A 25,333-nucleotide genomic window follows, 5' to 3' on the forward strand; every position below is an offset into this window, starting at 1 on the left:
GAAGGGGGTGTTCGGGGGGATGCGCCGGGGTGTGCGTGTCCCGCCGCGGTCACTCGGACGGGTCGGCCGCGGCGGCGCCCGCGTCGTCCGCGATGCGCTCGTGGTGGCGGATGACCTCGGCGATGATGAAGTTCAGCAGCTTCTCGGCGAAGGCCGGGTCGAGCTTGGCGCTCTCGGCGAGGCTGCGCAGCCGGGCGATCTGGTGGGCCTCGCGGGAGGGGTCGGCGGGCGGCAGGTGGTGGGCGGCCTTGAGGTGGCCGACCTGCTGGGTGCATTTGAAGCGTTCGGCGAGCATGTGGACGACGGCGGCGTCGATGTTGTCGATGCTGTCGCGCAGCCGGGCGAGTTCCGCGCTGACGTCGAGGCCGGCTTCCTGGGGCTTGCTGGTGGTCATGGCAGCCAACCCTACGTGGCTCGCGGAGGGGACGATCTCGACGGGACGGCGCCCGGTGGCGCCCGCGACCGGGGTCGCGGGCGCCGTGTGCGCGGGTCGTGCGGGTCTCGCGTGCCGTTCGTGCGGGTGCCCCGGCCCGCCGGGGCGGGGGTCAGAGACCGGCGGCCGCTCTGGCTATGTCGGCGGCGAAGGTCGAGACCTCGCTGTACACGCCGGGGTATCCGGGCCGGGCGCAGCCCTCGCCCCAGCTCACGATGCCGACCTGGATGTAGGCGCCGGTGTCGTCCTTGCGGAACATGGGTCCGCCGGAGTCGCCCTGACAGGTGTCGACGCCGCCCTGGGCGACGAATCCGGCGCAGATCTCGTCGCCGGGGACGAGGTCGCTGCCGTACGCCTGCTTGCAGGTGGCGTCGTCGACGAAGGGGACGGTGGCCTTGAGCAGGTAGCGCTGCTGTCCGCCGCCTTCCCGGGCGGCGCCCCAGCCGGCGACGGTGAAGTCGCCGTTGTTGTAGGCGGTGTTGGTGGCGATCTTCAGGGTGGGCAGGGCGATGGGCCGGGCGAGCTTGATGAGGGCCCAGTCCTTGCCCTTGCCGTTGTAGCCGGGCGCCTGGAGCACCTTGGTGGACTTGACCTTGACGGCGCTGCTGCTCTGGAGGTCCACGACGCCGGCGGTGGCGGTGATGGAGGTGTTGGTGCCGGAGCCGTTCACGCAGTGGGCGGCGGTCAGGACGATGCTCTGGGTGTAGAGGGCGCCGCCGCAGCCCATGGAGAGGCGGACCATGAAGGGGAATTCGCCCTGGGCGGCGCGCGTGCCGCCGACGACGGGCGCGGGGGCGGCGAGCGCGGACAGCGGCTGGAGGGACACGGCGGCGAGCGCGACCGCGCCGACGGCGAGCAGTCTTCTGATCACGCCGTACTTCCTGGGAGACTTCAACGTGGTTCCTTTCGTGGGGGGTTGTCCGCAGGGCGGGCGCACGGGGAACAGTGAATGGCATGCACCTGCCAAGCTGGTGGGGATTATGAGGACCGGCTGCCGCACCGGGCAAGAGCCGCATTCCGGCCAGGCGCCGTCCCACCCGCCCCGCTCCCCCGCCACCGGACGGGACCCCGCTTACAGTGGAGAGGAGTTCCGGCGTCTTCTGGGGGTGCGGACGTGGCGAACGGCGGACCCGTCGAGCACGGCTACCCGCATCTGGACACGGTGCGGGCGTCGGTCACCGCGCTCTACAAACGGCTCTCGTACGACACCGTCCACACCTTCGCGACCAGCGTGGCCCCCGCCGACGTGGCCTTCGCCGACGTCGACGACCTGCACCTGGGCGCCCAGCGCGTCGCCCGTGAGATGGTGCGGCACTACCGGCTGCCCGACGCCCGGATGGTCGTCGGCTTCCGCGAGATGACCCACGCGGCGCACGTCGAACTCGCCGCGGGGCCCGAGTACTTCATCGAGCTCAACGACCGCTTCCGCACCCACCGCAGGGACATCGGGGCCGCCCTCGCCCACGAGGTGATGCACGTCTACCTGCACCGCCTGGACCTCTCGTTCCCCGGCACCCGCGACACCGAGATCCTCACCGACACGGCCGCGGCCTACCTCGGCGCGGGCTGGCTCCTGCTCGACGCCTACCGCGAGGACGGCGCGTCCTCGCAGAAGCTCGGCTATCTGACACCCGAGGAGTTCGGGTACGTCCTCGCCAAGCGCGCCCTGGTCTTCGGCGAGGACCCCTCGGTGTGGTTCACCAGCCCGCAGGCGTACACCGCGTACACCAAGGGCATGGAGCTGGCCCTGCGGGACGGGCGGCAGCCCCCGCTGACCGCGGCGGGCTGGGCGGGCCGCCGCCGCTACGCCCGAGACCGGCGCCACGCGCAGGACCACCGCGCTCCCGACCGCTCCGACGTCTCCTACGCCTTCACGCCCGACGACCGCGGGCCGTTGCGCGTCTCCTTCCCGTGCCCGACCTGCCACCAGCGCATCAGGGTGCCGGTCCGGGGCCGGGTACGGGCCCGGTGCGCGCTGTGCCGGACGGTGCTGGAGTGCGACACCTAGCGGACGGGCCGGGTGAGGCAGAACACCCCGAAAGCCTTTGCCTCGCGCGTCCGTGTCGGGCGAGGGTCGGAGGATGAGTACGAACGACCCCGCCGCACTCCTCTTCCCCGCCGTGTACGAGGGGGACGAGGACGCGGTCGTGCGGCTGCTGCGTGCCGGGGCGAGCCCCGAGGCGGTCGACGAGGAGGGCGAGAGCGCCCTGTACCTGGCGGCGGTGAGCGACCGGCCCGCCGTCGTACGGCTGCTGCTGGTCGCCGGGGCCGAGCCCGACCGGCTCAGCCGGGGCACGGACGCCCCGCTGTGCGGCGCCGCCTGCGGCGGTCACACGGAGGTGGTCCGCGCCCTGCTCGCGGCGGGGGCGCACCCGGACATCGTGGAGGAGTTCGGCTTCACCGCGCTGACCTGGGCCCTGCGCCGGGGGCACACCGCCGTGGCGGAGGCGCTCCTCGAGGCGGGCGCGGACCCCGGCCGACCCGGACCGGCGGGCGAACCCCCACTGGTGACGGCCGCGCACCGGGGCTCGGCCGGCTGTGTACGGGCCCTGCTGGCACATGGGGCGGGTGCGCGGGGCGAGGCGCTGGCGGAGGCCCGTCGGCTGCTCGGCGTCGGCGTCGAGGCCGAGCTGCGGGAAGGCCTGGCCCGCACGCACGGCGCCGGCCACGCCTCGGTCACCCACCGGCACACGTCGCCCGAGGGCGTCACCGTCGAGGTCCAGTTCCTGGACGAGCGGGGCAGGCCGTTCGCGGGCGACGACCTGGAGACCGGCCACGCGGAGATCGTCGCCCTGTTGAAGGCGAGCACGACCCGCCCCGGGCACTGAGCCCCGACGCCTCCGGAAGCGGTACGGGCGCACGCGCACCGGGTCCCGTGCCCCACGCCCGGAACCGCCCCGAGACCGCCGCCCCCTCCCCGGAAGTCCCCGCTCCTCCGCGCCCGTGCCACGGCGGGGTGCGCCGGCCTCCGGCACCGGCACCGGCAGCGGCAGCGGCAGCGGCAGCGGCGGAACGCGTCGGCCCCTCCGTCCCGGCGCCGCCACCCGCGACGGGACGCCCGGCTCCGAGGATCCCGCCGCCGGACCGACGGGCCACCGGACCGACGGGCCGCGTCCGGACGGCCATGGCCCTACCGCGCCCCGTACACCGTCCCCGGAGTGTCGGCCCGCGCCAGCAGTCCGCGGGCGGTCTCCCCGGCCTCCGCCGGGGTCCAACGAGCTCCCTTGTCGACGCTCGGGCCCGGCCGCCAGCCCTCCATCACCGTGATCCGGCCGCCCTCGGTCTCGAAGACGCGGCCGGTGACGCCGGCGCTGGCGGCCGATCCGAGCCAGACGACCAGCGGCGAGACGTTGCCGGGGTCCATGACGTCGAACCCCTCGGCGGGGGCCGCCATGGTGTCGGCGAAGGCGCGCTCGGTCATCCGGGTGCGGGCGGCCGGGGCGATGGCGTTGACCTGGACGCCGTAGCGTGCCGTCTCGGCCGCCGCGACCAGCGTCAGAGCGACGATGCCGGCCTTGGCGGCGCTGTAGTTGCCCTGCCCGACCGACCCCAGCAGGCCCGCCCCGCTGCTGGTGTTGACGACCCTGGCGTCGGGCACGCGGCCCGCCCTCGCCTCCGCGCGCCAGTGCGCCGCCGCCTGCCGGAGCGGCAGGAAGTGCCCTTTCAGATGGACCCGCATCACGGCGTCCCAGTCGTCCTCGCCGAGGTTGACGAGCATCCGGTCGCGCAGGAACCCGGCGTTGTTGACGAGGGTGTCGAGCCGCCCGTACGTCTCCAGCGCGACGCGGACGAGGGACGCGGCGCCCTCGGTCGTCGCGATGTCACCGCCGTGGGCCACCGCCTCGCCGCCCGCCGCGCGGATCTCCTCGGCCACCTGCCGGGCCGGACTGTCGGCCGCGGGGGTGCCGTCGAGGCCGACACCGAGGTCGTTGACCACGAGGCGGGCTCCCTCGGCGGCGTACGCCAGCGCGTGCGCCCGGCCGAGTCCGCGGCCGGCGCCCGTGATGATCACGACCCGTCCCTCGCACAGCGGTGGTGCGCTCATCGGGTTCCTCCCTGCTGGTGCCGGCCGGCGGTGGCCTGCCGGTCCTGGTCGGCGGTGGCGGCGTCGAGGAAGGCGGGGCGCTCCCCGCCCCCGTGGACGAGGAGGGAGGCCCCGCTGACGTAGGCGGCGGCGTCGGAGGCGAGGAAGACGGCGGCGGCACCGACGTCGGAGGGCCGGGCGAGGCGGCCCAGCGGGACGGTGCGGGCGACGGCGGCGAGACCGTCCTCGCCGCCGTAGTGCAGTTGGGCGAGTTCGGTGCGGACCATGCCGACGACCAGGGTGTTGACCCGGATCTCCGGCGCCCACTCGACGGCCATCGAACGGGCCAGACTCTCCAGCCCCGCCTTGGCCGCGCCGTAGGCGGCGGTGCCGGGCGAGGGGCGTGAGCCGCTCACACTGCCGATCATCACGATCGAGCCCCGGGCCCGCCTGAGGTGTTCGCGGGCCGCGATCGACGCGGTGAGCGGGGCGGTGAGGTTGAGCTCGATCACCCGGGCGTGCCGTTCGGCGTCCGCCTCGGCCAGCGGACGGTAGGGGGTGCCGCCCGCGTTGTTGACCAGGACGTCCAGCCGGGGCAGGGCGTCGAAGAAGGCCTGTACCGCGACCGGATCGCGCAGGTCGAGAGGGACGAAGTCGGCCTTGCCGAGGGGGACTTCGGGCGGCCGTCGGGCGCAGACCACGACCTGGGCGCCGGCCCGCTCGAAGGCGCGGGTGATACCCGCCCCGACGCCTCGGGTGCCGCCGGTGACGACGACGGTCCGGCCGCCGAGGTCCGGGGCGGCGCCCGGCCCGTCCATGGTGTCCGCGTTGTCCACAGGGCCTCCCGCGCGGCCGCGATCGCTGCTAGCTTCGCATCACACCTAACAAACGTTTGGTGGAAAGGTAGCTGATGTGCCCATGGGTGTCTCCACCTCGTCCCCGGAAAAGGGGATTTCCGTCGTCACGGTCGACTTCCCGCCGGTGAACGCGCTGCCGGTACGGGGCTGGTTCGACCTCGCCGGTGCCGTGCGCGCGGCGGGCGAGGACCCCGGGATCCGCTGCGTCGTCCTGAGAGCGGAGGGACGCGGGTTCAACGCGGGCGTCGACATCAAGGAACTGCAGCGCGATGCCACCGGTCACGACGCGCTGATCGGCGCGAACCGCGGCTGCGCCGAGGCCTTCGCCGCGGTGTACGAGTGCGAGGTGCCCGTCGTGGCGGCGGTGCACGGTTTCTGTCTGGGCGGCGGCATCGGGCTCGTGGGGAACGCGGACGCGATCGTGGCGAGCGAGGACGCCGTGTTCGGGCTGCCCGAGCTGGACCGGGGCGCGCTCGGCGCGGCCACGCATCTGGCCCGTCTCGTCCCCCCGCATCTGATGCGCGTCCTGTACTACACCTCGCGCACGGCGACCGCGGCCGAGCTGCACGCCCACGGATCGGTGTGGAGGGTCGTGGCGCGGGAGGACCTGCGGTCGGCGGCACTGGAGCTGGCGCGGGAGGTGGCGGCGAAGGACGGGCGGCTCGTGCGGCTCGCCAAGGCCGCGATCAACGGCATCGATCCCGTCGACGTGCGCCGCAGCTACCGCTTCGAGCAGGGCTTCACCTTCGAGGCCGCGCTCGCCGGGGTGGCGTCCCGTGTCCGCGACACCTTCGGCAAGGAGGCCCCCCGATGAGCGACAAGACCATGTCGGCGCAGGACGTCGTCGGCCGGCTGGAGAGCGGGATGACGCTCGGCATCGGCGGCTGGGGCTCGCGCCGCAAGCCGATGGCCCTGGTGAGAGCACTGCTCCGCAGCGAGATCACCGATCTGACGGTCGTGTCGTACGGCGGCCCGGACGTCGGGCTGCTGGCCGCCGCCGGCCGGATCCGCACCCTGGTCACCGCGTTCGTGACGCTCGACTCCGTCCCGCTCGAACCGCACTACCGCGCGGCCCGCGAGCGCGGCGCGTTCGAGCTGAGGGAGGTGGACGAGGCGATGTTCATGTGGGGGCTGCACGCGGCGGCGAACCGGCTGCCGTTCCTGCCGGTGCGGGCGGGACTCGGCTCGGACGTGATGCGCGACCCGGGCCTCAGGACGGTCACTTCGCCGTATCCGGACGCGGTCTCGGGGAGACGGGAGGAGTTCGTCGCGATGCCGGCGCTGCGCCTGGACGCGGCCCTGGTCCACATGAACCGGGCGGACCGGGCGGGCAACGGCCAGTACCTGGGCCCCGATCCGTACTTCGACGACCTGTTCTGCGAGGCGGCGGACGCGACGTACGTCTCCTGCGAGCGGATCGTCGACACGGCGGAGCTGACGAAGGAGGCGGCGCCGCAGACCCTGCTGCTCCAGCGGTCGTCCGTGACCGGGGTGGTGGAGACGCCGAACGGCGCGCACTTCACCTCGTGCGTCCCGGACTACGGACGGGACGAGGCCTTCCAGAGGCTGTACGCGACCACGCCGTACGCCGAGTTCGCCGAGCGGTTCCTCGGCGGCGGCGAACACGCCTATCAGAGCGCCGTGCACACCTGGCGGAAGGAGCGGGAGCGGTGAACACGAAAGGAGCGGGGCCGGTGGACGCGGAAGGAGCGGGGCCGGTGGACGCGACTCGTGCCGAGTACTGCGTGATCGCGTGCGCCGAGGCCTGGCGGGGCGACGGCGAGGTGCTCGCCAGCCCGATGGGCCTGATCCCGTCCGTCGGCGCCCGGCTGGCCCGGCACACCTTCTCGCCGGATCTGCTGCTGACCGACGGGGAGGCGCTGCTCGTCGGTCCCGACGGCACCCCGGAGGGCTGGTTGCCGTACCGCAGGCATCTGACGACGGTGACCGGCGGGCGGCGGCACGTGATGATGGGCGCGAGCCAGATCGACCGGTTCGGCAACCAGAACATCGCGTGCGTCGGTGACTGGTCCCGGCCCCGGCGCCAGCTCCTCGGCGTGCGCGGCGCGCCGGTCAACACGCTCAACAATCCGACCAGTTACTGGATCCCCAGGCATTCTCCACGGGTGTTCGTGGAGCGGGTCGACCTGGTGTGCGGGGTGGGGTACGACCGGGCCGGCGCCGCGGGCCCGAGCGCCACCCGCTTCCATCGTCTGCCCCGCGTGGTGACCGATCTCGCCGTCCTCGACTTCGCGACGCCCGACCACTCGATGCGGCTGGTGTCCGTCCACCCGGGTGTCACCGTCGAGCAGGTCGAGGGGGCGACGGGTTTCGCGCTGGCGGTCCCGGACGAGGTGCCGTTCACCCGTGAACCGACCGCGGAGGAACTGGAGCTGATCCGCACGGTGATCGATCCGGACGGTCTGCGCGAGCGCGAGGTGCCCGATCCACGGGACGGCGGGACACGGGGTGGCGGGGCGCGGGAGAGGGACGTCCCCCGGGCGGGCGGGACGCGGGGTGGGAAGGCACCCGCGGGTCCGGGCGGGGGCGGGCGCTGATGGAGACCGCGCTGACCCGGCTCGTCGGGGTCCGGCATCCCCTCGTACAGACCGGCATGGGCTGGGTGGCGGGACCCCGGCTGGTCTCGGCGACGGCCGACGCGGGCGCGCTGGGCATCCTCGCCTCGGCGACGATGACGCTCGACCAGCTCCGTGACGCCGTGCGGGAGGTCAAGTCCCGTACGGACCGGCCCTTCGGTGTGAACCTGCGCGCCGACGCCGGGGACGCGGGCGACCGGGTGCGGATCATCGTCGACGAGGGCGTGCGCGTCGCGTCGTTCGCGCTCGCTCCCTCGCGCGAGCTGATCGCCGGGCTGAAGGAGGCGGGCGTGATCGTCGTGCCGTCCGTCGGCGCCCGGCGGCACGCCGAGAAGGTGGCCGGCTGGGGCGCCGACGCGGTGATCGTGCAGGGCGGCGAGGGCGGCGGCCACACCGGGGAGGTGGCCACGAGCGTGCTGCTGCCCCAGGTGGTGGACGCCGTGGACATCCCGGTGGTGGCGGCGGGCGGCTTCCACGACGGGCGGGGGCTCGTGGCGGCGCTGGCCTACGGGGCGGCGGGCGTCGCGATGGGCACGCGTTTCCTGCTGACCTCCGACTCGACGGTCCCCGACGCGGTGAAGGCGAGATACCTGGCGGCGACGGTGAAGGACGTCACCGTGACGACGGCCGTCGACGGGCTGCCGCACCGCATGCTGCGCAGTGAGCTCGTCGACTCCCTGGAGAGGGCGGGGCGCGCCGGGGCGCTCGTCCAGGCGGTGCGCCGGGCCGCCGGGTTCCGGCGGATCTCCGGTCTCTCCTGGTCCCGGATGATCCGCGACGGGCTCGCCATGAGACACGGCCGGGACCTGACCTGGAGCCAGGTCCTGCTCGCCGCCAACACCCCGATGCTGCTGAGGGCGTCGATGGTGGACGGCCGGACGGACCTGGGGGTGATGGCGTCGGGGCAGGTGGCGGGGGTGATCGAGGATCTTCCGTCGTGCGCGGACCTGGTCGAACGGGTGATGGCGCAGGCCCACGCGGTCCTGGACGCCCTTGCCGGGCCGGACGGGGCGGAGCCTCCGTGGACCGAGGCCTGTGGCGGACCGGACGGCTGAGTTCCCACGCGCCCCGCGGGCCCGGCCCGTCCGGCCGCGTCCGGACCCCGAATGCTGTTCCCGTCCGGACCTGAGGTCCCCCTTGTCCGAACCCAGGGCACCCGCCCAGACCCGGGACCCGCCCCGCCCGGACCCCGGGCCGGCTCCGTCCGGACACGGGAGCAGGTCCCGTCAGACCCCGGGCCGGCTCCGTCCGGGCCCGAGGACAGGTCCCGTCCGGGCACGGGGGTCGGCCCCGTCCGGACCCGGGGCTCGTACCGGGTCCGGGTGCGTGGACGGTGGCGGCTCAGATCCGTTCGATGATCGTCACGTTCGCCTGGCCGCCGCCCTCGCACATCGTCTGGAGTCCGAACCGGCCGCCGGTGCGCTCCAGTTCGTGCAGGAGGGTGGTCATGAGGCGGACGCCGGTGGCGCCGAGCGGGTGGCCGAGGGCGATCGCGCCGCCGTTGACGTTGACCTTCCCGGGATCTGCGCCGGTCTCCTTGAGCCAGGCGAGGACGACCGGGGCGAACGCCTCGTTGATCTCGACGAGGTCGATGTCGCCGATGGACATGCCCGTCTTCTTCAGGGCGTACGCGGTGGCGGGGATGGGGGCCGAGAGCATGCGGATGGGGTCCTCGCCGCGCACGGAGAGGTGGTGGACGCGGGCACGGGGGGTCAGGCCGTGTTCACGCAGTGCCCGTTCCGAGGCGAGCAGCATCGCGGCGGCGCCGTCGGAGACCTGGGAGGAGCAGGCGGCGGTGATGTTGCCGCCCTCGACGACCGGGTTCAGGGCCGCCATCTTCTCCAGGGTGGTGTCGCGGCGCGGCCCCTCGTCGGCGGTGACGTCGCCGAGGGGGACGGTCTCGCGGGCGAAGCGGCCCTCGTCGGCGGCGCGGACGGCCCGCCGGTGCGAGCGGAGGGCGAACTCCTCCTGGTCGCGGCGGCTGATGCCCCATTTGGCGGCGATGAGTTCGGCTCCGTGGAACTGGTTGACCGGGCGGTCGCCGTAGCGGGCCCGCCAGCCCTCGCTGCCCGCGAAGGGGCCTTCGGTGAGGCCGAGCGGTGCGGCGGCCTGGCGGGAGGCGAAGGCGATGGGGATCTGGCTCATGTTCTGCACGCCGCCGGCGACGACGAGGTCCTGGGTGCCGGACATCACGCCCTGGGCGGCGAAGTGCACGGCCTGCTGGGAGGAGCCGCACTGCCGGTCGACGGTGACCCCGGGCACCTCCTCGGGCAGTCCGGCCGCCAGCCAGCTGGTGCGGGCGATGTCCCCGGCCTGCGGTCCGACGGTGTCCAGGCAGCCGAGGACGACGTCCTCGACGGCCGCCGGGTCGACGCCGGAGCGTTCGACGAGGGCCTTGAGCACATGCGCGCCGAGATCGGCGGGGTGGACCGTGCTCAGTCCTCCCCCGCGTCGCCCGACGGGGGTGCGGACCGCTTCGACGATGTAGGCCTCGGCCATGACGGCTCCTCGGGGTGTGAGTTGTTCGCTTACGTCTCCTCGCGCACGGAGATGCCGTCGAGGACCATCGACAGGTACTGCCGGGCGATCTCCTCGGGGCTGTGCCGGCCGCCGGGCCGGTACCAGGAGGCGGCGACCCAGACGGTGTCGCGGACGAAGCGGTAGGTGAGGCGGATGTCGAGGTCGGCCCGGAAGACCTCGGCGTCGACTCCGCGTTCCAGGGTGCTCAGCCAGGCCTTCTCGAAGTTGCGCTGGGACTCGGCGAGGAAGGCGAAGCGCTCCTGTGCGGCGAGGTGGCGGGACTCCTTCTGGTAGATCGCGACGGCCGCGCGGTGCCGGTCGATCTCCCGGAAGGATTCGGTGACCAGGGCCTCCAGGGTCTCCCGGGGACCGAACCCGGCGCCGAGGACGGTGTCGTAGCCGTCCCAGAGCTCGTCGAGGAAGGTCCGCAGGATCTCCTCCAGCATCGATTCCTTGGAGTCGAAGTGGTAGTAGAGACTGCCGGCGAGCATTCCGGCCTCGTCCGCGATCCTGCGGACGGTGGTGGCGTTGTAGCCCTGCTCGGCGAACACCTCGGCGGCGGTGCCGAGGAGTTCGCGGCGGCGCTCGGGAGTGGCGGTCACCTGGGGCTTCTTCTTGGTAGGCACCGGGTCATTGTCGTCCTACGCGTGCTGGCTGCTCACGGACACGACCTCGCCGGTGAGGTACGAGGAGTAGCCGGAGGCGAGGAACACGATCGCGTTGGCCACCTCCCAGGGCTCGGCGTGGCGGCCGAACGCCTCGCGGGCGGTGAGCTCTTCGAGCAGTTCGGGAGTGGTGACCTTCACCAGGTGGGGGTGCATGGCGAGGCTGGGCGCGACGGCGTTGACGCGGACGCCGTAGGCGGCGGCCTCGACGGCGGCGCAGCGGGTGAGGGCCATGACGCCCGCTTTCGCGGCGGCGTAGTGGGCCTGTCCGGCCTGGGCGCGCCAGCCGACGACGGAGGCGTTGTTGACGACGACCCCGCCGTGGCCACTCGCCTTGAGGCGCCGCAGTGCGGCCCGGGTGCAGCGGAAGGTGCCGTTCAACGTCACGTCGAGGACGGTGGACCACTGGCCGTCGGTCATGTCGACGAGGGGTGAGGTGCCGCCGAGGCCCGCGTTGTTGACGACGATGTCCAGTCGGCCGTGGAGGTCGGTGGCGGTGTCGAAGAGGGCCTGGACCTGGTCCTCCGAGGTGACGTCGCAGGGCAGTGCGGCGACCTGGGCCGGGCCGAATTCCGCGGCCAGGGTCTCGGCGCTCTCCTTGAGCCGGCGGGTGTGGGCGTCGCTGATCAGGACGCGAGCGCCCTCCTCCAGGAACCGTCGTGCCGTGGCTCCGCCGATGCCGGCGCCCGCGGCGGCGGTGATGACGGCGCTGCGGCCCTTCAGCAGTCCGTGGCCGGGTACGTACGCCGGGCTCTCGACGTCGCTCATGCCTCCAAGCTAACCTACCAAACACTTGTTAGGGAAGCTCCGCCGGAAGGTGCAGCCGATGGATCTCACCCCCTCCCACGCCGACGAGGCGTTCCGCGCCGAGGCCCGCGCCTGGCTCGAGGTCCATGTGCCGAAGGTGCCGCTGCCTTCCCTGGAGACCGCGGAGGGCTTCGCGGCGCATCGCGCGTGGGAGGCCGAACTGGCGGCGGACCGCTGGTCGGTGGTGTCGTGGCCGGCACGGTACGGCGGCCGGGACGCGGATCTCGTGCGCTGGCTGGCGTTCGAGGAGGAGTACCACGCGGCGGGCGCGCCGGGCCGGGTCGGGCAGAACGGTGTCAGCCTCCTCGCGCCGACCCTCTTCGAGCACGGCACCGCCGAGCAGCGCGCGCGGGTGCTGCCGTCGATGGCCACGGGCGAGGTGGTCTGGGCGCAGGCCTGGTCCGAGCCCGAGGCGGGGTCGGACCTGGCCTCGCTGAGGTCGCGGGCGGTTCGGACGGACGGCGGCTGGCTGCTGCGGGGGCACAAGACGTGGTCGTCGCGGGCCGCGTTCGCCGACCGCGCCTTCGGCCTGTTCCGCAGCGAGACGGGCCTGGCGAAACCCCACCAGGGCCTGACGTACCTGATGTTCGACCTGCGCGCGCCGGGGGTGACGGTCCGCCCGATCGGGCGGCTGGACGGCAGGCCGGCGTTCGCGGAGCTGTTCCTGGACGACGTGTTCGTGCCCGACGAGGACGTGATCGGGGAGCCCGGCCGGGGCTGGCGGGTGGCGATGTCGACGACGGGCGACGAACGGGGGCTGACGCTGCGTTCGCCGGGCCGTTTCCTGGCCGCCGCGGACCGGCTGGCCGCGCTGTGGCACGACCGGGGCGACCCGTCCGACACGGCCCTGCGCGAGCGGGTGGCCGACGCGGTGATCGGGGCGCGCGCCTACCAGTTGTTCGCGTACGCCCACGCCTCTCGGCTGCTCGAAGGGGAGAGCACCGGGCCGGAGTCCAGCCTGAACAAGGTGTTCTGGTCGGAGCTCGACATCGCGCTGCACGAGACGGCTCTCGATCTGCTGGGCGCCGAGGGCGAGGTGGCGGACACCGAGTGGTGCGAGGGGTACGTCTTCTCGCTCGCGGGCCCGATCTACGCGGGCACCAACGAGATCCAGCGCGACATCATCGCCGAGCGGCTGCTCGGCCTTCCGAAGGGCCGCCGCTGATGCGCTTCCTCCTCGACGCCGAACAACGCGCCTTCGCCGCCTCCCTGGACGCGATGCTGGCGTCCGCGGACACGCCGTCGGCGGTGCGGGCGTGGGCGGACGGCGACCACGCGCCGGGCCTGGCCCTGTGGTCTCGGCTGGCCGGGGCAGGCGTGTTCGCGCTGGCGGTCCCGGAGGCGTACGAGGGGGTGGGACCGCTGCCGGTGGAACTGGCGGTGGCGTTCGTGGAGCTGGGGCGGCACGCGGTTCCGGGTCCGGTGGTGGAGACGGCCGCCGCGGCCGCCCTGCTGGGCGAGCTGAGCGCGCTGGGCGAACCGGGGCCGGCCGAACGGCTGCTGCCGGGGCTGGCCTCGGGCAAGAGCCTCGCCACCCTGGTCCTGCCCGGCGGCCGCATGCCCACGGCGGGCGCTCCGGCACCGTCCGGCGGACAGGCACCCGACACGACGACGGCACCGTCCGACGGCCACGCGTCGGCCCCGGACCCGGCTGCCCGGTCCGGCGGTCACGCGCTCGACGCGGACGCTGCGGCGGTGTCGCTCGTGGTGGACGGTGACGGGCTGCGGCTCGCGTCCGGTCACGGGCCGGTGCGGGCGTCCGTGGACCCGGCCCGTCGGCTCGCCCGTCCGGAGGGCGGCGGTGAACTCCTGGCCGCCGGACCGCAGGTCGCCCGCGCCGCGCTCCGGGCGCTGACCTGGGCCCGGCTGGCCACCGCCGCCCAGGCCCTCGGGGTGGGGCTCGCGCTGCTCGGCCGTACCGTGGAGTACGTCGGGCGGCGGACCCAGTTCGGTGTCCCCGTCGCCTCGTTCCAGGCGGTCAAGCACCGGCTCGCGGACGCGATGACCGCCCTGGAGTTCGCGCGCCCGCTGCTGCTGGGGGCCGCGCTGTCGATGGCACCGGCGGACGTGGCCGCCGCGAAGGTCAGGGCGTGCGAGGCCGCGTACGCCACGGCCAGGGCCGCGTTGCAGCTGCACGGCGCGATCGGCTACACGGCCGAGTACGACCTGTCCCTGTGGTTCACCAAGGCCCGCGCCCTGAGGGCGGCCTGGGGCACCCCGGCCGAGTGCAGGGCCGAGGCGCTGGCCGGCCTCAGTGGTGGTGGTCGTCCCCGCTCGTGAGCGCCCGGTACTCCTCGGCCGTCGGCTTCGGGATCCGGGTGCCGGGCCCGTAGAGGGCACGCGCCAGCCGGGCGCGCAGCCGTCGGCCGGGGCCGGCGCGGCGGGCCACGCCGTTCGCGTCGACGAGCGGTCCCAGCTCGTAGGGCGGCGCCTGTTCGTGCTGGGTGAGGGTGAACCGCTGTGCCGGGGTGAGGGGTTCGTGGACCTCGATGTACTCGCCGTGCGGCAGCATCTTGATCGTTCCGGACTCGCGTCCGTGGAGCACCTTGTCCCGGTCGGCGCGCTGGAGTCCAAGGCAGATCCGTTTCGTGAGGACGTAGGCGAGGGCGGGCCCGGCGAAGACGGCGACGCGGACGAACCAGGTGATCGCGTTGATCGACAGGTGGAAGTGGGTGGCCCACAGGTCGTTGCCGCCGCCGACCAGCAGAACGGCGTACAGCGTCAGCCAGGCGACGCCGAGCGCGGTGCGGGTGGGCGCGTTGCGCGGCCGGTCCAGGATGTGGTGCTCGCGCTTGTCTCCGGTGACCCAGGCCTCGACGAAGGGGTAGACGGCGATGGCGGTCATGACGATCGGGAAGAGCGCGAAGGGGATGAAGACGCCCAGTTGGAGCGTGTGGCCGAAGGCGTTGATCTCCCATCCCGGCATCACGCGGATGAGTCCTTCGGAGAAGCCGAGGTACCAGTCGGGCTGCGCGCCGGTGGTCACCAGGTCGGGGCGGTAGGGCCCGAACGCCCACACGGGGTTGATGGTGGCGACCGCGCCCATGATCGCCAGGACTCCGAAGACGAGGAAGAAGAACCCGCCGGCCTTGGCCGTGTAGACGGGCAGGAGGGGCATGCCGACGACCGACTTCTGGTCCTTTCCGGGCCCGGGGTACTGCGTGTGCTTGTGGTAGAAGACCAGGACCAGGTGGGCGACCACGAGTCCCAGCATGATGCCCGGCAGCAGCAGGACGTGGATGGGGAAGAACCGCGGGATGATGTCGTGCCCCGGGAACTCCCCGCCGAAGAGGAAGAAGGAGAGGTACGTGCCGACGACGGGGATCGACAGGATGGCGCCGTCGGCGAAGCGGACGCCGGTGCCGGAGAGCAGGTCGTCGGGGAGCGAGTAGCCGGTCAGTCCGGTGATGAGGCCGAGCATCAGCAGGGTCCAGCCGAAGAGCCAGTTGACCTCGCGCGGCTTGCGGAACGCGCCGGTGAAGAACACCCGCATCATGTGCACGAGCATCCCGGCGAGGAAGACGAGCGCGGCCCAGTGGTGGATCTGGCGGATGAGCAGTCCGCCGCGCACGTCGAAGCTGATGTCGAGCGTGGACTCGTAGGCCCGTGTCATGACGATGCCGTTCAGCGGCCCGTAGGAGCCGTGGTAGACGACCTCGACGCCGCTCGGCTCGAAGAACAGGGTGAGGTAGATGCCGGTGAGGATCAGGACGAGGAAGCTGTAGAGGCAGACCTCGCCCAGCATGAACGACCAGTGGTCCGGGAAGACCTTGCGCATGTTGGCCTTGGCCAGCGAGTAGAGGCCGAGGCGTCCGTCGGCCCAGTCGGCGAGCCGCTCGCCCTTGCCGGTCTCCGGAGCGCGCCGGGCGCGCAGGGTCCCGTCCGGGGCCCGCGAAGTCCCGCCCTCGGCTGCCCCGTTCACCGAAGTCCCCGTGGTCCGGCTGGAGTCGATCTCTCGTGCGTCCATTCGCCGCTCCCCTCGGCCCACCAGGGTGGCACGTCGGCCGACCGAAGCCAACGGGGCGTCATGGAGGGGAAGCCGGGGCGGAGCCGGGCCGGGGCGTGGGGGTCCGCGCCGCGGCCACGCGGGGAAAGGGCGGGTCAGGCCAGGATTCCCCGGGCCCGTGCCGCCGCCAGCCACTGCGGGAACTCCGCCACCATCCGGTCGTACAGCTCCGCGTCGCTCACCTCGCGCGGATCCGGTCCGGCGTGGAAGAAGCCCGCGTTGTCGACGACCCGCTTGTGCGGCACGGCCAGTTCGTCGAGTCTGCGCAGGAAGTCGAACTGCTTGCTGCCGCGGTCGCCGAACCCTATGAACTGCCAGAACATCGGCAGCTCGGCCGCCTTGCACAGGTACCGTTCGGCGGCGAGCTTGTTGATCGGCCCCCCGTCGGTCTGGAAGACGACGAGGGCCGGGGCGTCCGAGCCGCTGTCGAGGTAGTGGTCGATGACGGCGTCCATGGCGAGGTGGTAGCTGGTCCTGCCCATGTGCCCGAGCCCGGCCACGATCCGTTCGATCCGCCCCCGGTGGTCGTCGAGCGTGATGTCGGTGACCGCGTCGACGTCCGTGGAGAAGAAGACGACCGGGACGGTGCCGTCGTCGTCGAGGTGGGCGGACAGGCCGAGCACCCGGTCGGCGAGGGCCTGCACACTGCCGTCGTCGTAGTACGGCTTCATCGACCCCGAATAGTCCACGACCAGGCACACGGCGGCGCGTTGCCCGCCCAGCCCGTGCTTGGTGAGGCTGACCCCGGCGCTCTTGTAGGGGCCCACCAGCGCGGGCGCGGTCTCCTCGATCTTCGTGAGGCTGATTCCGGCCATGCGGGCGCTCCCGTCGCGCGAGGACTGCGGAACGACGAGATTACGTCACGGCGTCGTCCCGTCCGGTGCCCGGGCACCGGCGTCCGCCCGCGGCGGCCACGGAGATCACGGCCCTGCCGTTCCCCGTTGTCGGAGGCGTTGGATAGTTTGATCACCGCCGTCCCCACCGGCTCATCTTCCCCCCTTTTTCCCGTGCGTTCCTAGGAGCCGGCCGTGGAGTCCGAGTCCGCCGTCACCACCTGTTACCGCCACCCCAAGGTGGAGTCGCATGTGCGCTGCACCCGATGCGACCGCTACATATGTCCGAACTGCATGCGTGAGGCGGCCGTCGGCCACCAGTGCGTGGAGTGCGTGAAGGAGGGCGCGAGGTCGATCCGGCAGGCCCGCACGGCCTTCGGCGGCCGGATATCCACGGTGCCGGTGGTGACGTACGTCCTCATCGGTCTGAACGTGCTGGCCTATCTGGCCGAACTGCTGCGCTCCTCGGTCGTGGACCGGTTCGCGATGCTCGGCGCGGGCCTGGCGGACTCGGAAGGGGGTCACTACCTCTGGGACTTCCCGTACCCCTCGGTCCTCCACGCGGAGGGCCTCGTCGACGGGGAGTGGTACCGGCTGCTGACCGGTGCGTTCCTGCATCTGCCGCCCACCGAGGGCACGTTCGGGATCGCCCACATCGTGATGAACATGTTCGCGCTGTGGAACATCGGGCGGATCGTCGAGGCCCAGCTCGGCCGGGTCCGCTACCTCGCGCTGTACCTGCTGTCGGCGCTCGGCGGCTCGGTCCTCGTGCTGCTGATCGTGCCGGACGAGCAGACGATCGGCGCGTCGGGCGCGATCTTCGGCATCGGCGCCGCGTACTACGTGATGGCCCGCCGGCTCGGCATGGACATGAGCGGCGTCAACCGGTTCATGGCGGGACTGCTGATCTGGCTCCTGATCTCGGCGGGGCTCACCTCCTGGCAGGGTCACCTGGGCGGACTGCTGGCGGGCGGGCTCGTGACGGCGGCCTACGCGTACGCTCCCCGCGGCCCCCGTCGGCCACTGGTCCAGGCGGCCGTCTGCGTGGGGCTTCTCGCACTGCTGGTGGTCCTCGCGGTGCTGAAGGTGTCCGCGCTGAAGACGGGCGCGGTGTGACGGGCGGGATGTGACGTGCCACCCGGGGCGACACGGGTCCGGGGTGTGACGGCCGGACCTGGGGTTGTGGGTCCGGTGCGCCCGGCCTCCCCGCCCGCGGGCCCACGCGGCCTACCCTGTCCGTCATGAAACGTACGGGTTTCCTGTTGTTCGCCCTCGCTCCCGTGCTGATCACGGCGGCGGTCTACGGCGCCACGTCCGAGCACGCCGCGGCCGACGCCGAGGGCGGCCGGTCGCCGGCGTCGCAGTCCCGGGCGGCGGACGGCCGGGCCGCGGCGGAACGGACGGCCGACGACGCGGCCGTCGCCGCCAGGCCGGCCGGCCTCGCCGCCCCGGCGAAGAAGGAACTCGCCCAGAAGATCGTGGCGAGTGCCGAGAACTCCACGCTGAACTGGCGCGAGGCGTACGGCTACATCGAGGACATCGGTGACGGCCAGGGCTACACGGCGGGTGTCATCGGCTTCTGCACCGGCACCCACGACCTGCTCACCCTCGTCGAGCGCTACACGAAGGCGCACCCGGGCAATGGGCTCGCCCGCTATCTCCCGGCCCTGCGCGAGGTCGACGGCACGGACTCCCACGAGGGCCTGGATCCGGGCTTCGTCGCGGCCTGGCGGCACGAGGCCGGCGTCGCCGCGTTCCGTGAGGCCCAGGACTCCGAGCGCGACCGGGTCTACTTCGGCCCGGCGGTCCGGCTCGCCAAGCTCGACGGTCTCGGCACGCTCGGCCAGTTCGTCTACTACGACGCCATGGTGCTGCACGGTCCGGGGACCGACGGCGACGGCTTCTACGCCCTGCGCGAGCGCGCCGTGCGCGAGGCGGACCTGCCCTCCGAAGGAGGCGACCAGAAGACGTACCTCAGCGCCTTCCTGGACGTCCGGCGCGCGGCCATGAGGTCCGAGGACCCCGATCGCGACACCACCCGCGTCGACACCGCCCAGCGCGCGTTCCTCGACGACGGGAACCTCGGCCTGGACACGCCGCTGCGGTGGAAGGTGTACGGCGAGACGTACCACGTGCCGTAGGCGCCGGACCTCGTTCCCCGCGCCCGTGCCCGTGCCCGTGGAGAGCCTGGCCCCCGGCTGTGCGCGGACATGCGGCGGCGCCTGCCAGGGCGTCCGGTCGGGGACAGTGAGGCAGGCGCCGTCTCGTGTTCCGCACGCCTTTGTGCGGGACGTTCTCGAGTGACCGTCGTCAGGTCACGCATCCATGGGTCAGACCGTCAGCGAACGGTCCGTCGGGCGGATCGGGGCCGGCAGGTCGCTCGCTCCGGTGAGGAAGCGGTCGACACCGCGGGCGGCCGAGCGGCCCTCCGCGATGGCCCAGACGATGAGGGACTGGCCGCGGCCCGCGTCACCGGCGACGAACACACCGGGGACGTTGGTCGCGAAGTCGGCGTCGCGGGCGATGTTGCCGCGCTCGTCGAGCTCCAGGCCGAACTGGGAGACCACGCCGTTCTCGACGTCCGTGCCGGTGAACCCCATCGCCAGCGTCACCAGCTGGGCGGGGATCTTGCGCTCCGTGCCCGGCTTCTGGTTCAGCTTGCCGCCGGTGAACTCTACCTCGACCAGGTGCAGCCACTGGACGTTGCCGTCCTCGTCGCCCTCGAAGTGGGTGGTGGAGACCGCGTAGACGCGCTCGCCGCCCTCCTCGTGCGCGGAGGTGACCTTGTAGAGCATCGGGAACGTCGGCCAGGGCTGGTTCGCGTTCCGCTCCTCGCCCGGACGCGGCATGATCTCCAGCTGCGTGACCGAGGCCGCGCCCTGGCGGTGGGCGGTGCCCACGCAGTCCGCGCCCGTGTCGCCGCCGCCGATGACCACGACGTGCTTGCCCTCGGCGGTGATCGGGGGCGCCACGTAGTCGCCCTCCTGCACCTTGTTGGCCAGCGGCAGGTACTCCATGGCCTGGTGGATGCCGTTCAGCTCCCGCCCGGGGACGGGCAGGTCACGGGCGGTCGTGGCGCCGGCGGCGATGACCACGGCGTCGTACCGCTTGCGCAGGTCCGTCGCCTTGAGGTCGCGGCCGATCTCGATGCCCGTGCGGAAGCGGGTGCCCTCCGCGCGCATCTGCTCGATGCGGCGGTTGATGTGCCGCTTCTCCATCTTGAACTCGGGGATGCCGTAGCGGAGCAGACCGCCGATGCGGTCGGCGCGCTCGTACACCGCGACCGTGTGACCGGCGCGCGTGAGCTGCTGGGCGGCGGCGAGACCGGCGGGACCGGAACCGATGACCGCGACGGTCTTGCCGGAGAGGCGCTCGGGAGCCTGGGCCGCGACGGAGCCGCTGTCCCACGCCTTGTCGATGATCGAGACCTCGACGTTCTTGATGGTCACGGCGGGCTGGTTGATGCCCAGCACGCACGCGGACTCGCACGGCGCGGGGCACAGCCGCCCGGTGAACTCCGGGAAGTTGTTCGTGGCGTGCAGCCGCTCGGAGGCGGCCTGCCAGTCCTCGCGGTACGCGTAGTCGTTCCACTCGGGGATCAGGTTGCCCAGCGGACAGCCGTTGTGGCAGAACGGGATGCCGCAGTCCATGCAGCGCGAGGCCTGCTTGGAGATGATCGGGAGCAGCGAGCCCGGAACGTAGACCTCGTTCCAGTCCTTGAGACGCTCCTGGACCGGCCGGGACCTGGCGACCTCACGGCCGTGGTTCAGAAAGCCCTTGGGATCAGCCATTGGTCGCCGCCTCCATCATCTTCTCGGTGATCGCGGACTCGTCGAGTCCGGCTCGCTCGGCGGCGTCCTTGGCGGCGAGCACTGCCTTGTAGGTGCTGGGAATGATCTTGCTGAAACGCTCCACGGCGGCGGGCCACTCGGCGAGCAGCTTCTCGGCGACCGTCGAACCGGTCTCCTCCGCGTGCCGCGGCACGACGGCGTGCAGCCACGGCTTGTCGGCCTCGTCGAGCTGCTCGACGGCGTCGACGCTGGCGACGTTCACGTTGTCGCGGTCGAGGTCGATGACGTAGGCGATGCCGCCGGACATGCCGGCCGCGAAGTTGCGGCCCGTCTCGCCGAGGACGACCGCGTGACCGCCGGTCATGTACTCGCAGCCGTGGTCGCCCACGCCTTCGGAGACCACCAGCGCGCCGGAGTTGCGGACGCAGAAGCGCTCGCCGGTGCGGCCGCGCAGGAACAGCTCGCCGCCGGTCGCGCCGTAGGCGATGGTGTTGCCCGCGATCGTCGAGTACTCGGCGAGGTGGTCGGCGCCGCGGTCGGGGCGGACGACGATCCGGCCGCCGGAGAGGCCCTTGCCGACGTAGTCGTTGGCGTCGCCCTCCAGGCGCAGCGTGACACCGCGGGGGAGGAAGGCGCCGAAGGACTGGCCCGCCGAGCCGGTGAAGGTGATGTCGACGGTGTCGTCGGGCAGGCCCGCGCCACCGAACTTCTTGGTCACCTCGTGGCCGAGCATGGTGCCGACCGTGCGGTTGATGTTGCGGATCGCGACCTGGGCGCGGACCGGCTGGGCGTCGGTCGCGGAGTCCGCGGCCAGGGCGTCGGCGGCGAGCTTGATCAGCTCGTTGTCGAGCGCCTTCTCCAGGCCGTGGTCCTGCTCGACGACTTGGTGGCGCACCGCGCCCTCGGGCAGTTCGGGCACGTGGAAGAGCGGGGTCAGGTCCAGGCCCTGCGCCTTCCAGTGGGTGACGGCGCGCTCCACGTCGAGGTTCTCGGCGTGGCCGACGGCCTCCTCGATGCTGCGGAAGCCGAGCTCGGCGAGGATCTCGCGGACTTCCTCGGCGATGAACTTGAAGAAGTTCACGACGTACTCGGCCTTGCCGGCGAACCGGTCGCGCAGCACCGGGTTCTGGGTGGCGATGCCGACCGGGCAGGTGTCCAGGTGGCAGACGCGCATCATGACGCAGCCGGAGACGACGAGCGGCGCGGTCGCGAAACCGAACTCCTCGGCGCCGAGCAGCGCGGCGATGACGACGTCGCGGCCGGTCTTGAGCTGGCCGTCGGTCTGCACGACGATGCGGTCGCGCAGGCCGTTGAGCAGCAGGGTCTGCTGGGTCTCGGCGAGGCCGAGCTCCCAGGGGCCGCCCGCGTGCTTGAGCGAGGTCAGCGGGGAGGCGCCGGTGCCGCCGTCGTGACCCGAGATGAGGACGACGTCCGCGTGCGCCTTCGACACACCGGCCGCGACCGTGCCGACTCCGACCTCCGACACCAGCTTCACGTGGATACGCGCGGCCGGGTTGGCGTTCTTGAGGTCGTGGATCAGCTGGGCCAGGTCCTCGATGGAGTAGATGTCGTGGTGCGGCGGCGGGGAGATCAGGCCGACGCCCGGGGTCGAGTGACGGGTCTTGGCCACCCACGGGTAGACCTTGTGGCCGGGCAGCTGGCCGCCCTCGCCGGGCTTGGCGCCCTGGGCCATCTTGATCTGGATGTCGTCGGCGTTGACCAGGTACTCGGAGGTGACGCCGAAGCGGCCGGAGGCGACCTGCTTGATCGACGAACGGCGCGCCGGGTCGTACAGGCGGTCCGGGTCCTCGCCGCCCTCACCGGTGTTGGACTTGCCGCCCAACTGGTTCATGGCGATGGCGAGGGTCTCGTGCGCCTCCTTGGAGATGGAGCCGTACGACATGGCGCCGGTGGAGAAGCGCTTGACGATCTCGGAGACCGGCTCGACCTCGTCGACGGAGATCGACGGGCGGTCGGACGTGAAGCCGAACAGGCCGCGCAGCGTCATGAGGCGCTCGGACTGCTCGTTGACGCGGTCGGTGTACTTCTTGAAGATCTCGTAGCTGCCGGAGCGCGTCGAGTGCTGGAGGCGGAAGACCGTCTCCGGGTCGAACAGGTGCGGCTCGCCCTCACGGCGCCACTGGTACTCGCCGCCGATCTCCAGGGCGCGGTGCGCCGGGGCGATGCCGGAGGCGGGGTAGGCCTTGGCGTGCCGGGCGGCGACCTCCTTGGCGACGACGTCGAGGCCGGCGCCGCCGATCTTGGTGGCCGTGCCGTTGAAGTACTTCTCGACGAAGGCCTGCTCCAGGCCGACGGCCTCGAAGACCTGGGCGCCGCGGTAGGAGGCGACGGTCGAGATGCCCATCTTGGACATGACCTTCAGGACGCCCTTGCCGAGCGCGTAGATCAGGTTGCGGATGGCCTGCTCGGCCTCGATGCCGGACAGGAAGGTGCCCGCGCGGACGAGGTCCTCGACGGACTCCATGGCCAGGTAGGGGTTGACCGCCGCGGCGCCGTAGCCGATGAGCAGGGCGACGTGGTGGACCTCGCGGACGTCGCCGGCCTCGACCAGCAGGCCCACGTGGGTGCGCTGCTTGGTGCGGATGAGGTGGTGGTGGACGGCCGCGGTGAGCAGCAGCGAGGGGATCGGCGCGTGCTCGGCGTCGGAGTGACGGTCCGACAGGACGATCAGGCGGGCGCCGTTCTCGATGGCGGCGTCGGCCTCGGCGCAGATCTCCTCGATGCGGGCGGCGAGGGAGTCGCCGCCGCCGGAGACCCGGTACAGGCCGGAGAGGGTCGCGGCCTTCATGCCGGGCATGTCGCCGTCGGCGTTGATGTGGATGAGCTTGGCCAGCTCGTCGTTGTCGATCACCGGGAAGGGCAGGGTGACGCTGCGACAGGAGGCGGCCGTCGGGTCCAGCAGGTTGCCCTGGGGGCCCAGCGAGGAGCGCAGGGAGGTGACCAGTTCTTCGCGGATCGCGTCCAGCGGCGGGTTGGTGACCTGGGCGAACAGCTGGGTGAAGTAGTCGAAGAGCAGACGCGGGCGCTGCGAGAGCGCGGCGATCGGCGAGTCCGTGCCCATGGAGCCGATCGGCTCGGCGGCGGCCTTGGCCATCGGCGCGAGGATGATCCGCAGCTCCTCCTCCGTGTAGCCGAAGGTCTGCTGGCGGCGGGTGACCGAGGCGTGGGTGTGCACGATGTGCTCGCGCTCGGGCAGGTCGGAGAGCTCGATCTCGCCGGCTTCCAGCCAGTCCGCGTACGGCTTCTCGGCGGCGAGACCGGCCTTGATCTCGTCGTCCTCGATGATGCGGTGCTCGACGGTGTCGACGAGGAACATCTTGCCGGGCTGGAGGCGGCCCTTGCGGACGACCTTGGCGGGGTCGATGTCGAGGACGCCGACCTCGGAGCCGAGGACGACGAGGCCCTCGTCGGTGACCCAGTAGCGGCCGGGGCGCAGACCGTTGCGGTCGAGGACCGCGCCGACCTGGGTGCCGTCGGTGAAGGTGACGCAGGCCGGGCCGTCCCAGGGCTCCATCATCGTGGAGTGGAACTGGTAGAAGGCGCGCCGGGCCGGGTCCATGGAGTCGTGGTTCTCCCACGCCTCCGGGATCATCATGAGCACGGAGTGCGGGAGCGAACGGCCGCCGAGGTGCAGGAGTTCGAGCACCTCGTCGAAGGAGGCCGAGTCGGAGGCGTCCGGGGTGCAGACGGGGAAGATCCGCTCCAGGTCCTTGTTCCCGAACAGGTCGGAGGCGAGCTGGGACTCGCGGGCGACCATCCAGTTGCGGTTGCCCTTGACCGTGTTGATCTCGCCGTTGTGCGCGACGAAGCGGTACGGGTGGGCGAGCGGCCAGCTCGGGAAGGTGTTGGTGGAGAACCGGGAGTGCACGAGCGCGATCGCGGAGGCGAAGCGGCGGTCGGACAGGTCCGGGAAGAAGGGCTCCAGCTGGCCGGTGGTCAGCATGCCCTTGTAGACGATGGTCCGCGCGGACAGCGAGGGGAAGTAGACCCCGACCTCGCGCTCGGCGCGCTTGCGCAGCACGAAGGCGCTGCGGTCCAGGGCGATGCCCTCGCTCTTGTTGTCGGTGACGAAGATCTGGCGGAAGGCCGGCATCGTCGAGCGGGCGGTGGCGCCGAGGAGTTCGGGGGCGACCGGGACCTCGCGCCAGCCGAGGACGGTGAGGCCCTCTTCGGCGGCGATCGTCTCGATGCGCGAGACGGCGTCGGCCGTGCCGTCCTCGGGGAGGAAGGCGATGCCCACCGCGTACGCACCGGCTGCGGGGAGTTCGAATCCGGCCACCTCGCGCAGGAAGGCGTCCGGGACCTGGGAGAGGATGCCGGCGCCGTCACCCGAGTCGGGCTCGGAGCCGGTGGCACCACGGTGTTCCAGGTTGCGCAGAACGGTGAGCGCCTGCTCGACCAGCGCATGGCTCGCCTCGCCGGTGAGGGTGGCCACGAAACCGACGCCACAGGCGTCCTTTTCGTTGCGGGGGTCATACATACCCTGCGCAGCAGGGCGAGCATCCATGAAGGACCACTTCCGGTCGTTCGTGGAGTGCTGGGACGGCTGGCGCGGCGTACGCATCGGCTCTCCCGTCGTCGTCGGGGCGGGGAGTCTCCCGGGCTCTCGAGGCACTGGGGAGACGGCTGCCGAGGGACGACGTTGGCCCTCTGCTGGGTGCAAAATTTCGTGCAGGTTACATGATGGGGCGGTTCCCGGGAACCGGATACTGCGTTCCAACATGCGGACACCACGGGGGATGCGGCGGGGGTATCGCGCCCAGCGGTGGAGAGGTATCG

The 25,333-nt window shown here is 72.4% G+C and carries 21 protein-coding genes; 10 read left to right on the forward strand and 11 right to left on the reverse strand.

What is annotated here, in order from left to right; all coding sequences use genetic code 11:
• Positions 1-49 precede the first annotated feature (49 nt).
• Together CW362_RS14870 and CW362_RS14875 are read right to left on the reverse strand one after the other, a co-directional pair.
• A complete protein-coding gene (locus CW362_RS14870) occupies positions 50-394 on the reverse strand; it encodes a chorismate mutase (protein ID WP_103549924.1) in 345 nt (114 codons plus the stop codon).
• A 151-nt stretch (positions 395-545) separates the two neighbouring features.
• A complete protein-coding gene (locus tag CW362_RS14875; protein ID WP_103549925.1) occupies positions 546-1,328 on the reverse strand; it encodes a serine protease in 783 nt (260 codons plus the stop codon).
• 219 nt (positions 1,329-1,547) lie between these two features.
• Between CW362_RS14875 and CW362_RS14880 the strand changes: the two genes are divergently transcribed.
• Complete coding sequence (locus CW362_RS14880; RefSeq protein ID WP_103549926.1) at positions 1,548-2,441, forward strand: hypothetical protein; 894 nt, start codon at positions 1,548-1,550, stop codon at positions 2,439-2,441.
• A gap of 73 nt (positions 2,442-2,514) precedes the next feature.
• A complete protein-coding gene (locus CW362_RS14885) occupies positions 2,515-3,261 on the forward strand; it encodes an ankyrin repeat domain-containing protein (RefSeq protein ID WP_103549927.1) in 747 nt (248 codons plus the stop codon).
• 302 nt (positions 3,262-3,563) lie between these two features.
• Here CW362_RS14885 and CW362_RS14890 read toward each other — a convergent pair whose 3' ends face one another.
• Both CW362_RS14890 and CW362_RS14895 read right to left on the reverse strand, forming a co-directional pair.
• Positions 3,564-4,478, reverse strand: coding sequence for an SDR family oxidoreductase (locus CW362_RS14890; RefSeq protein WP_103549928.1), 915 nt, complete (start codon positions 4,476-4,478; stop codon positions 3,564-3,566).
• The gene (locus CW362_RS14895) at positions 4,475-5,275 is read right to left on the reverse strand and encodes an SDR family oxidoreductase (RefSeq protein ID WP_103549974.1); all 801 of its coding nucleotides are present in this window, start codon (positions 5,273-5,275) and stop codon (positions 4,475-4,477) included. Before CW362_RS14895 ends, CW362_RS14890 begins: the two co-directional genes overlap by 4 nt.
• A 100-nt stretch (positions 5,276-5,375) precedes the next feature.
• Between CW362_RS14895 and CW362_RS14900 the strand changes: the two genes are divergently transcribed.
• From CW362_RS14900 to CW362_RS14915, 4 genes are read left to right on the forward strand one after another with little or no spacing between them, the layout of a single operon-like run.
• A complete protein-coding gene (locus tag CW362_RS14900) occupies positions 5,376-6,128 on the forward strand; it encodes an enoyl-CoA hydratase family protein (RefSeq protein WP_103549929.1) in 753 nt (250 codons plus the stop codon).
• Positions 6,125-6,988: a CoA transferase subunit A gene (locus CW362_RS14905; protein ID WP_103549930.1), complete on the forward strand. Its 864-nt coding sequence runs from the start codon at positions 6,125-6,127 to the stop codon at positions 6,986-6,988. Before CW362_RS14900 ends, CW362_RS14905 begins: the two co-directional genes overlap by 4 nt.
• Positions 6,989-7,032: 44 nt before the next feature.
• Complete coding sequence (locus CW362_RS14910) at positions 7,033-7,872, forward strand: CoA-transferase subunit beta (RefSeq protein ID WP_240657797.1); 840 nt, start codon at positions 7,033-7,035, stop codon at positions 7,870-7,872.
• On the forward strand, positions 7,872-8,966 hold the full coding sequence (locus CW362_RS14915; protein ID WP_103549932.1) for an NAD(P)H-dependent flavin oxidoreductase: 1,095 nt from the start codon (positions 7,872-7,874) through the stop codon (positions 8,964-8,966). Before CW362_RS14910 ends, CW362_RS14915 begins: the two co-directional genes overlap by 1 nt.
• A gap of 286 nt (positions 8,967-9,252) precedes the next feature.
• Here the strand turns inward: CW362_RS14915 and CW362_RS14920 are convergent, their stop codons facing one another.
• Genes CW362_RS14920 through CW362_RS14930 form a run of 3 tightly spaced genes read right to left on the reverse strand, consistent with a single transcriptional unit; the run spans position 9,253 to position 11,864 of the window.
• The gene (locus tag CW362_RS14920) at positions 9,253-10,410 is read right to left on the reverse strand and encodes an acetyl-CoA C-acetyltransferase (RefSeq protein WP_103549933.1); all 1,158 of its coding nucleotides are present in this window, start codon (positions 10,408-10,410) and stop codon (positions 9,253-9,255) included.
• Positions 10,411-10,439: 29 nt separating this feature from the next.
• Positions 10,440-11,057 carry a TetR/AcrR family transcriptional regulator gene (locus tag CW362_RS14925; RefSeq protein ID WP_103549934.1) on the reverse strand — a complete coding sequence of 206 codons (618 nt, stop codon included), beginning with the start codon at positions 11,055-11,057 and terminating at the stop codon, positions 10,440-10,442.
• Positions 11,058-11,072: 15 nt separating this feature from the next.
• On the reverse strand, positions 11,073-11,864 hold the full coding sequence (locus CW362_RS14930; protein ID WP_103549935.1) for an SDR family oxidoreductase: 792 nt from the start codon (positions 11,862-11,864) through the stop codon (positions 11,073-11,075).
• 58 nt (positions 11,865-11,922) lie between these two features.
• Here CW362_RS14930 and CW362_RS14935 point away from each other — a divergent pair, with 58 nt between their 5' ends.
• Together CW362_RS14935 and CW362_RS14940 are read left to right on the forward strand one after the other, a co-directional pair.
• A complete protein-coding gene (locus tag CW362_RS14935) occupies positions 11,923-13,068 on the forward strand; it encodes an acyl-CoA dehydrogenase family protein (RefSeq protein WP_103549936.1) in 1,146 nt (381 codons plus the stop codon).
• The gene (locus CW362_RS14940) at positions 13,068-14,183 is read left to right on the forward strand and encodes an acyl-CoA dehydrogenase family protein (RefSeq protein WP_103549937.1); all 1,116 of its coding nucleotides are present in this window, start codon (positions 13,068-13,070) and stop codon (positions 14,181-14,183) included. The genes CW362_RS14935 and CW362_RS14940 overlap by 1 nt, the downstream gene beginning before the upstream one ends.
• On the opposite strand, the gene qcrB is transcribed toward CW362_RS14940, so the two are convergent.
• Both qcrB and CW362_RS14950 read right to left on the reverse strand, forming a co-directional pair.
• On the reverse strand, positions 14,155-15,870 hold the full coding sequence (gene qcrB, locus CW362_RS14945; RefSeq protein ID WP_103549938.1) for a cytochrome bc1 complex cytochrome b subunit: 1,716 nt from the start codon (positions 15,868-15,870) through the stop codon (positions 14,155-14,157). The genes CW362_RS14940 and qcrB overlap by 29 nt on opposite strands.
• A 134-nt stretch (positions 15,871-16,004) precedes the next feature.
• Positions 16,005-16,724, reverse strand: a complete 720-nt coding sequence (locus CW362_RS14950) for a vWA domain-containing protein (RefSeq protein ID WP_103549939.1) — start codon at positions 16,722-16,724, stop codon at positions 16,005-16,007.
• A gap of 213 nt (positions 16,725-16,937) precedes the next feature.
• Between CW362_RS14950 and CW362_RS14955 the strand changes: the two genes are divergently transcribed.
• Both CW362_RS14955 and CW362_RS14960 read left to right on the forward strand, forming a co-directional pair.
• Entirely contained in the window at positions 16,938-17,858 is a 921-nt protein-coding gene (locus tag CW362_RS14955) for a rhomboid family intramembrane serine protease (RefSeq protein ID WP_103549940.1), read from the forward strand.
• A 125-nt stretch (positions 17,859-17,983) separates the two neighbouring features.
• Positions 17,984-18,883 (forward strand): chitosanase, encoded by a 900-nt coding sequence (locus CW362_RS14960; protein ID WP_103549941.1) that lies wholly within the window; start codon positions 17,984-17,986, stop codon positions 18,881-18,883.
• A 189-nt stretch (positions 18,884-19,072) separates the two neighbouring features.
• On the opposite strand, the gene CW362_RS14965 is transcribed toward CW362_RS14960, so the two are convergent.
• Together CW362_RS14965 and gltB are read right to left on the reverse strand one after the other, a co-directional pair.
• A complete protein-coding gene (locus CW362_RS14965; protein WP_103549942.1) occupies positions 19,073-20,533 on the reverse strand; it encodes a glutamate synthase subunit beta in 1,461 nt (486 codons plus the stop codon).
• Positions 20,526-25,118, reverse strand: a complete 4,593-nt coding sequence (gene gltB, locus CW362_RS14970; RefSeq protein ID WP_103549943.1) for a glutamate synthase large subunit — start codon at positions 25,116-25,118, stop codon at positions 20,526-20,528. Before gltB ends, CW362_RS14965 begins: the two co-directional genes overlap by 8 nt.
• Positions 25,119-25,333: the final 215 nt, after the last annotated feature.

The sequence above is a fragment of the Streptomyces populi genome, assembly GCF_002911015.1.
Lineage (GTDB): Bacteria > Actinomycetota > Actinomycetes > Streptomycetales > Streptomycetaceae > Streptomyces > Streptomyces populi.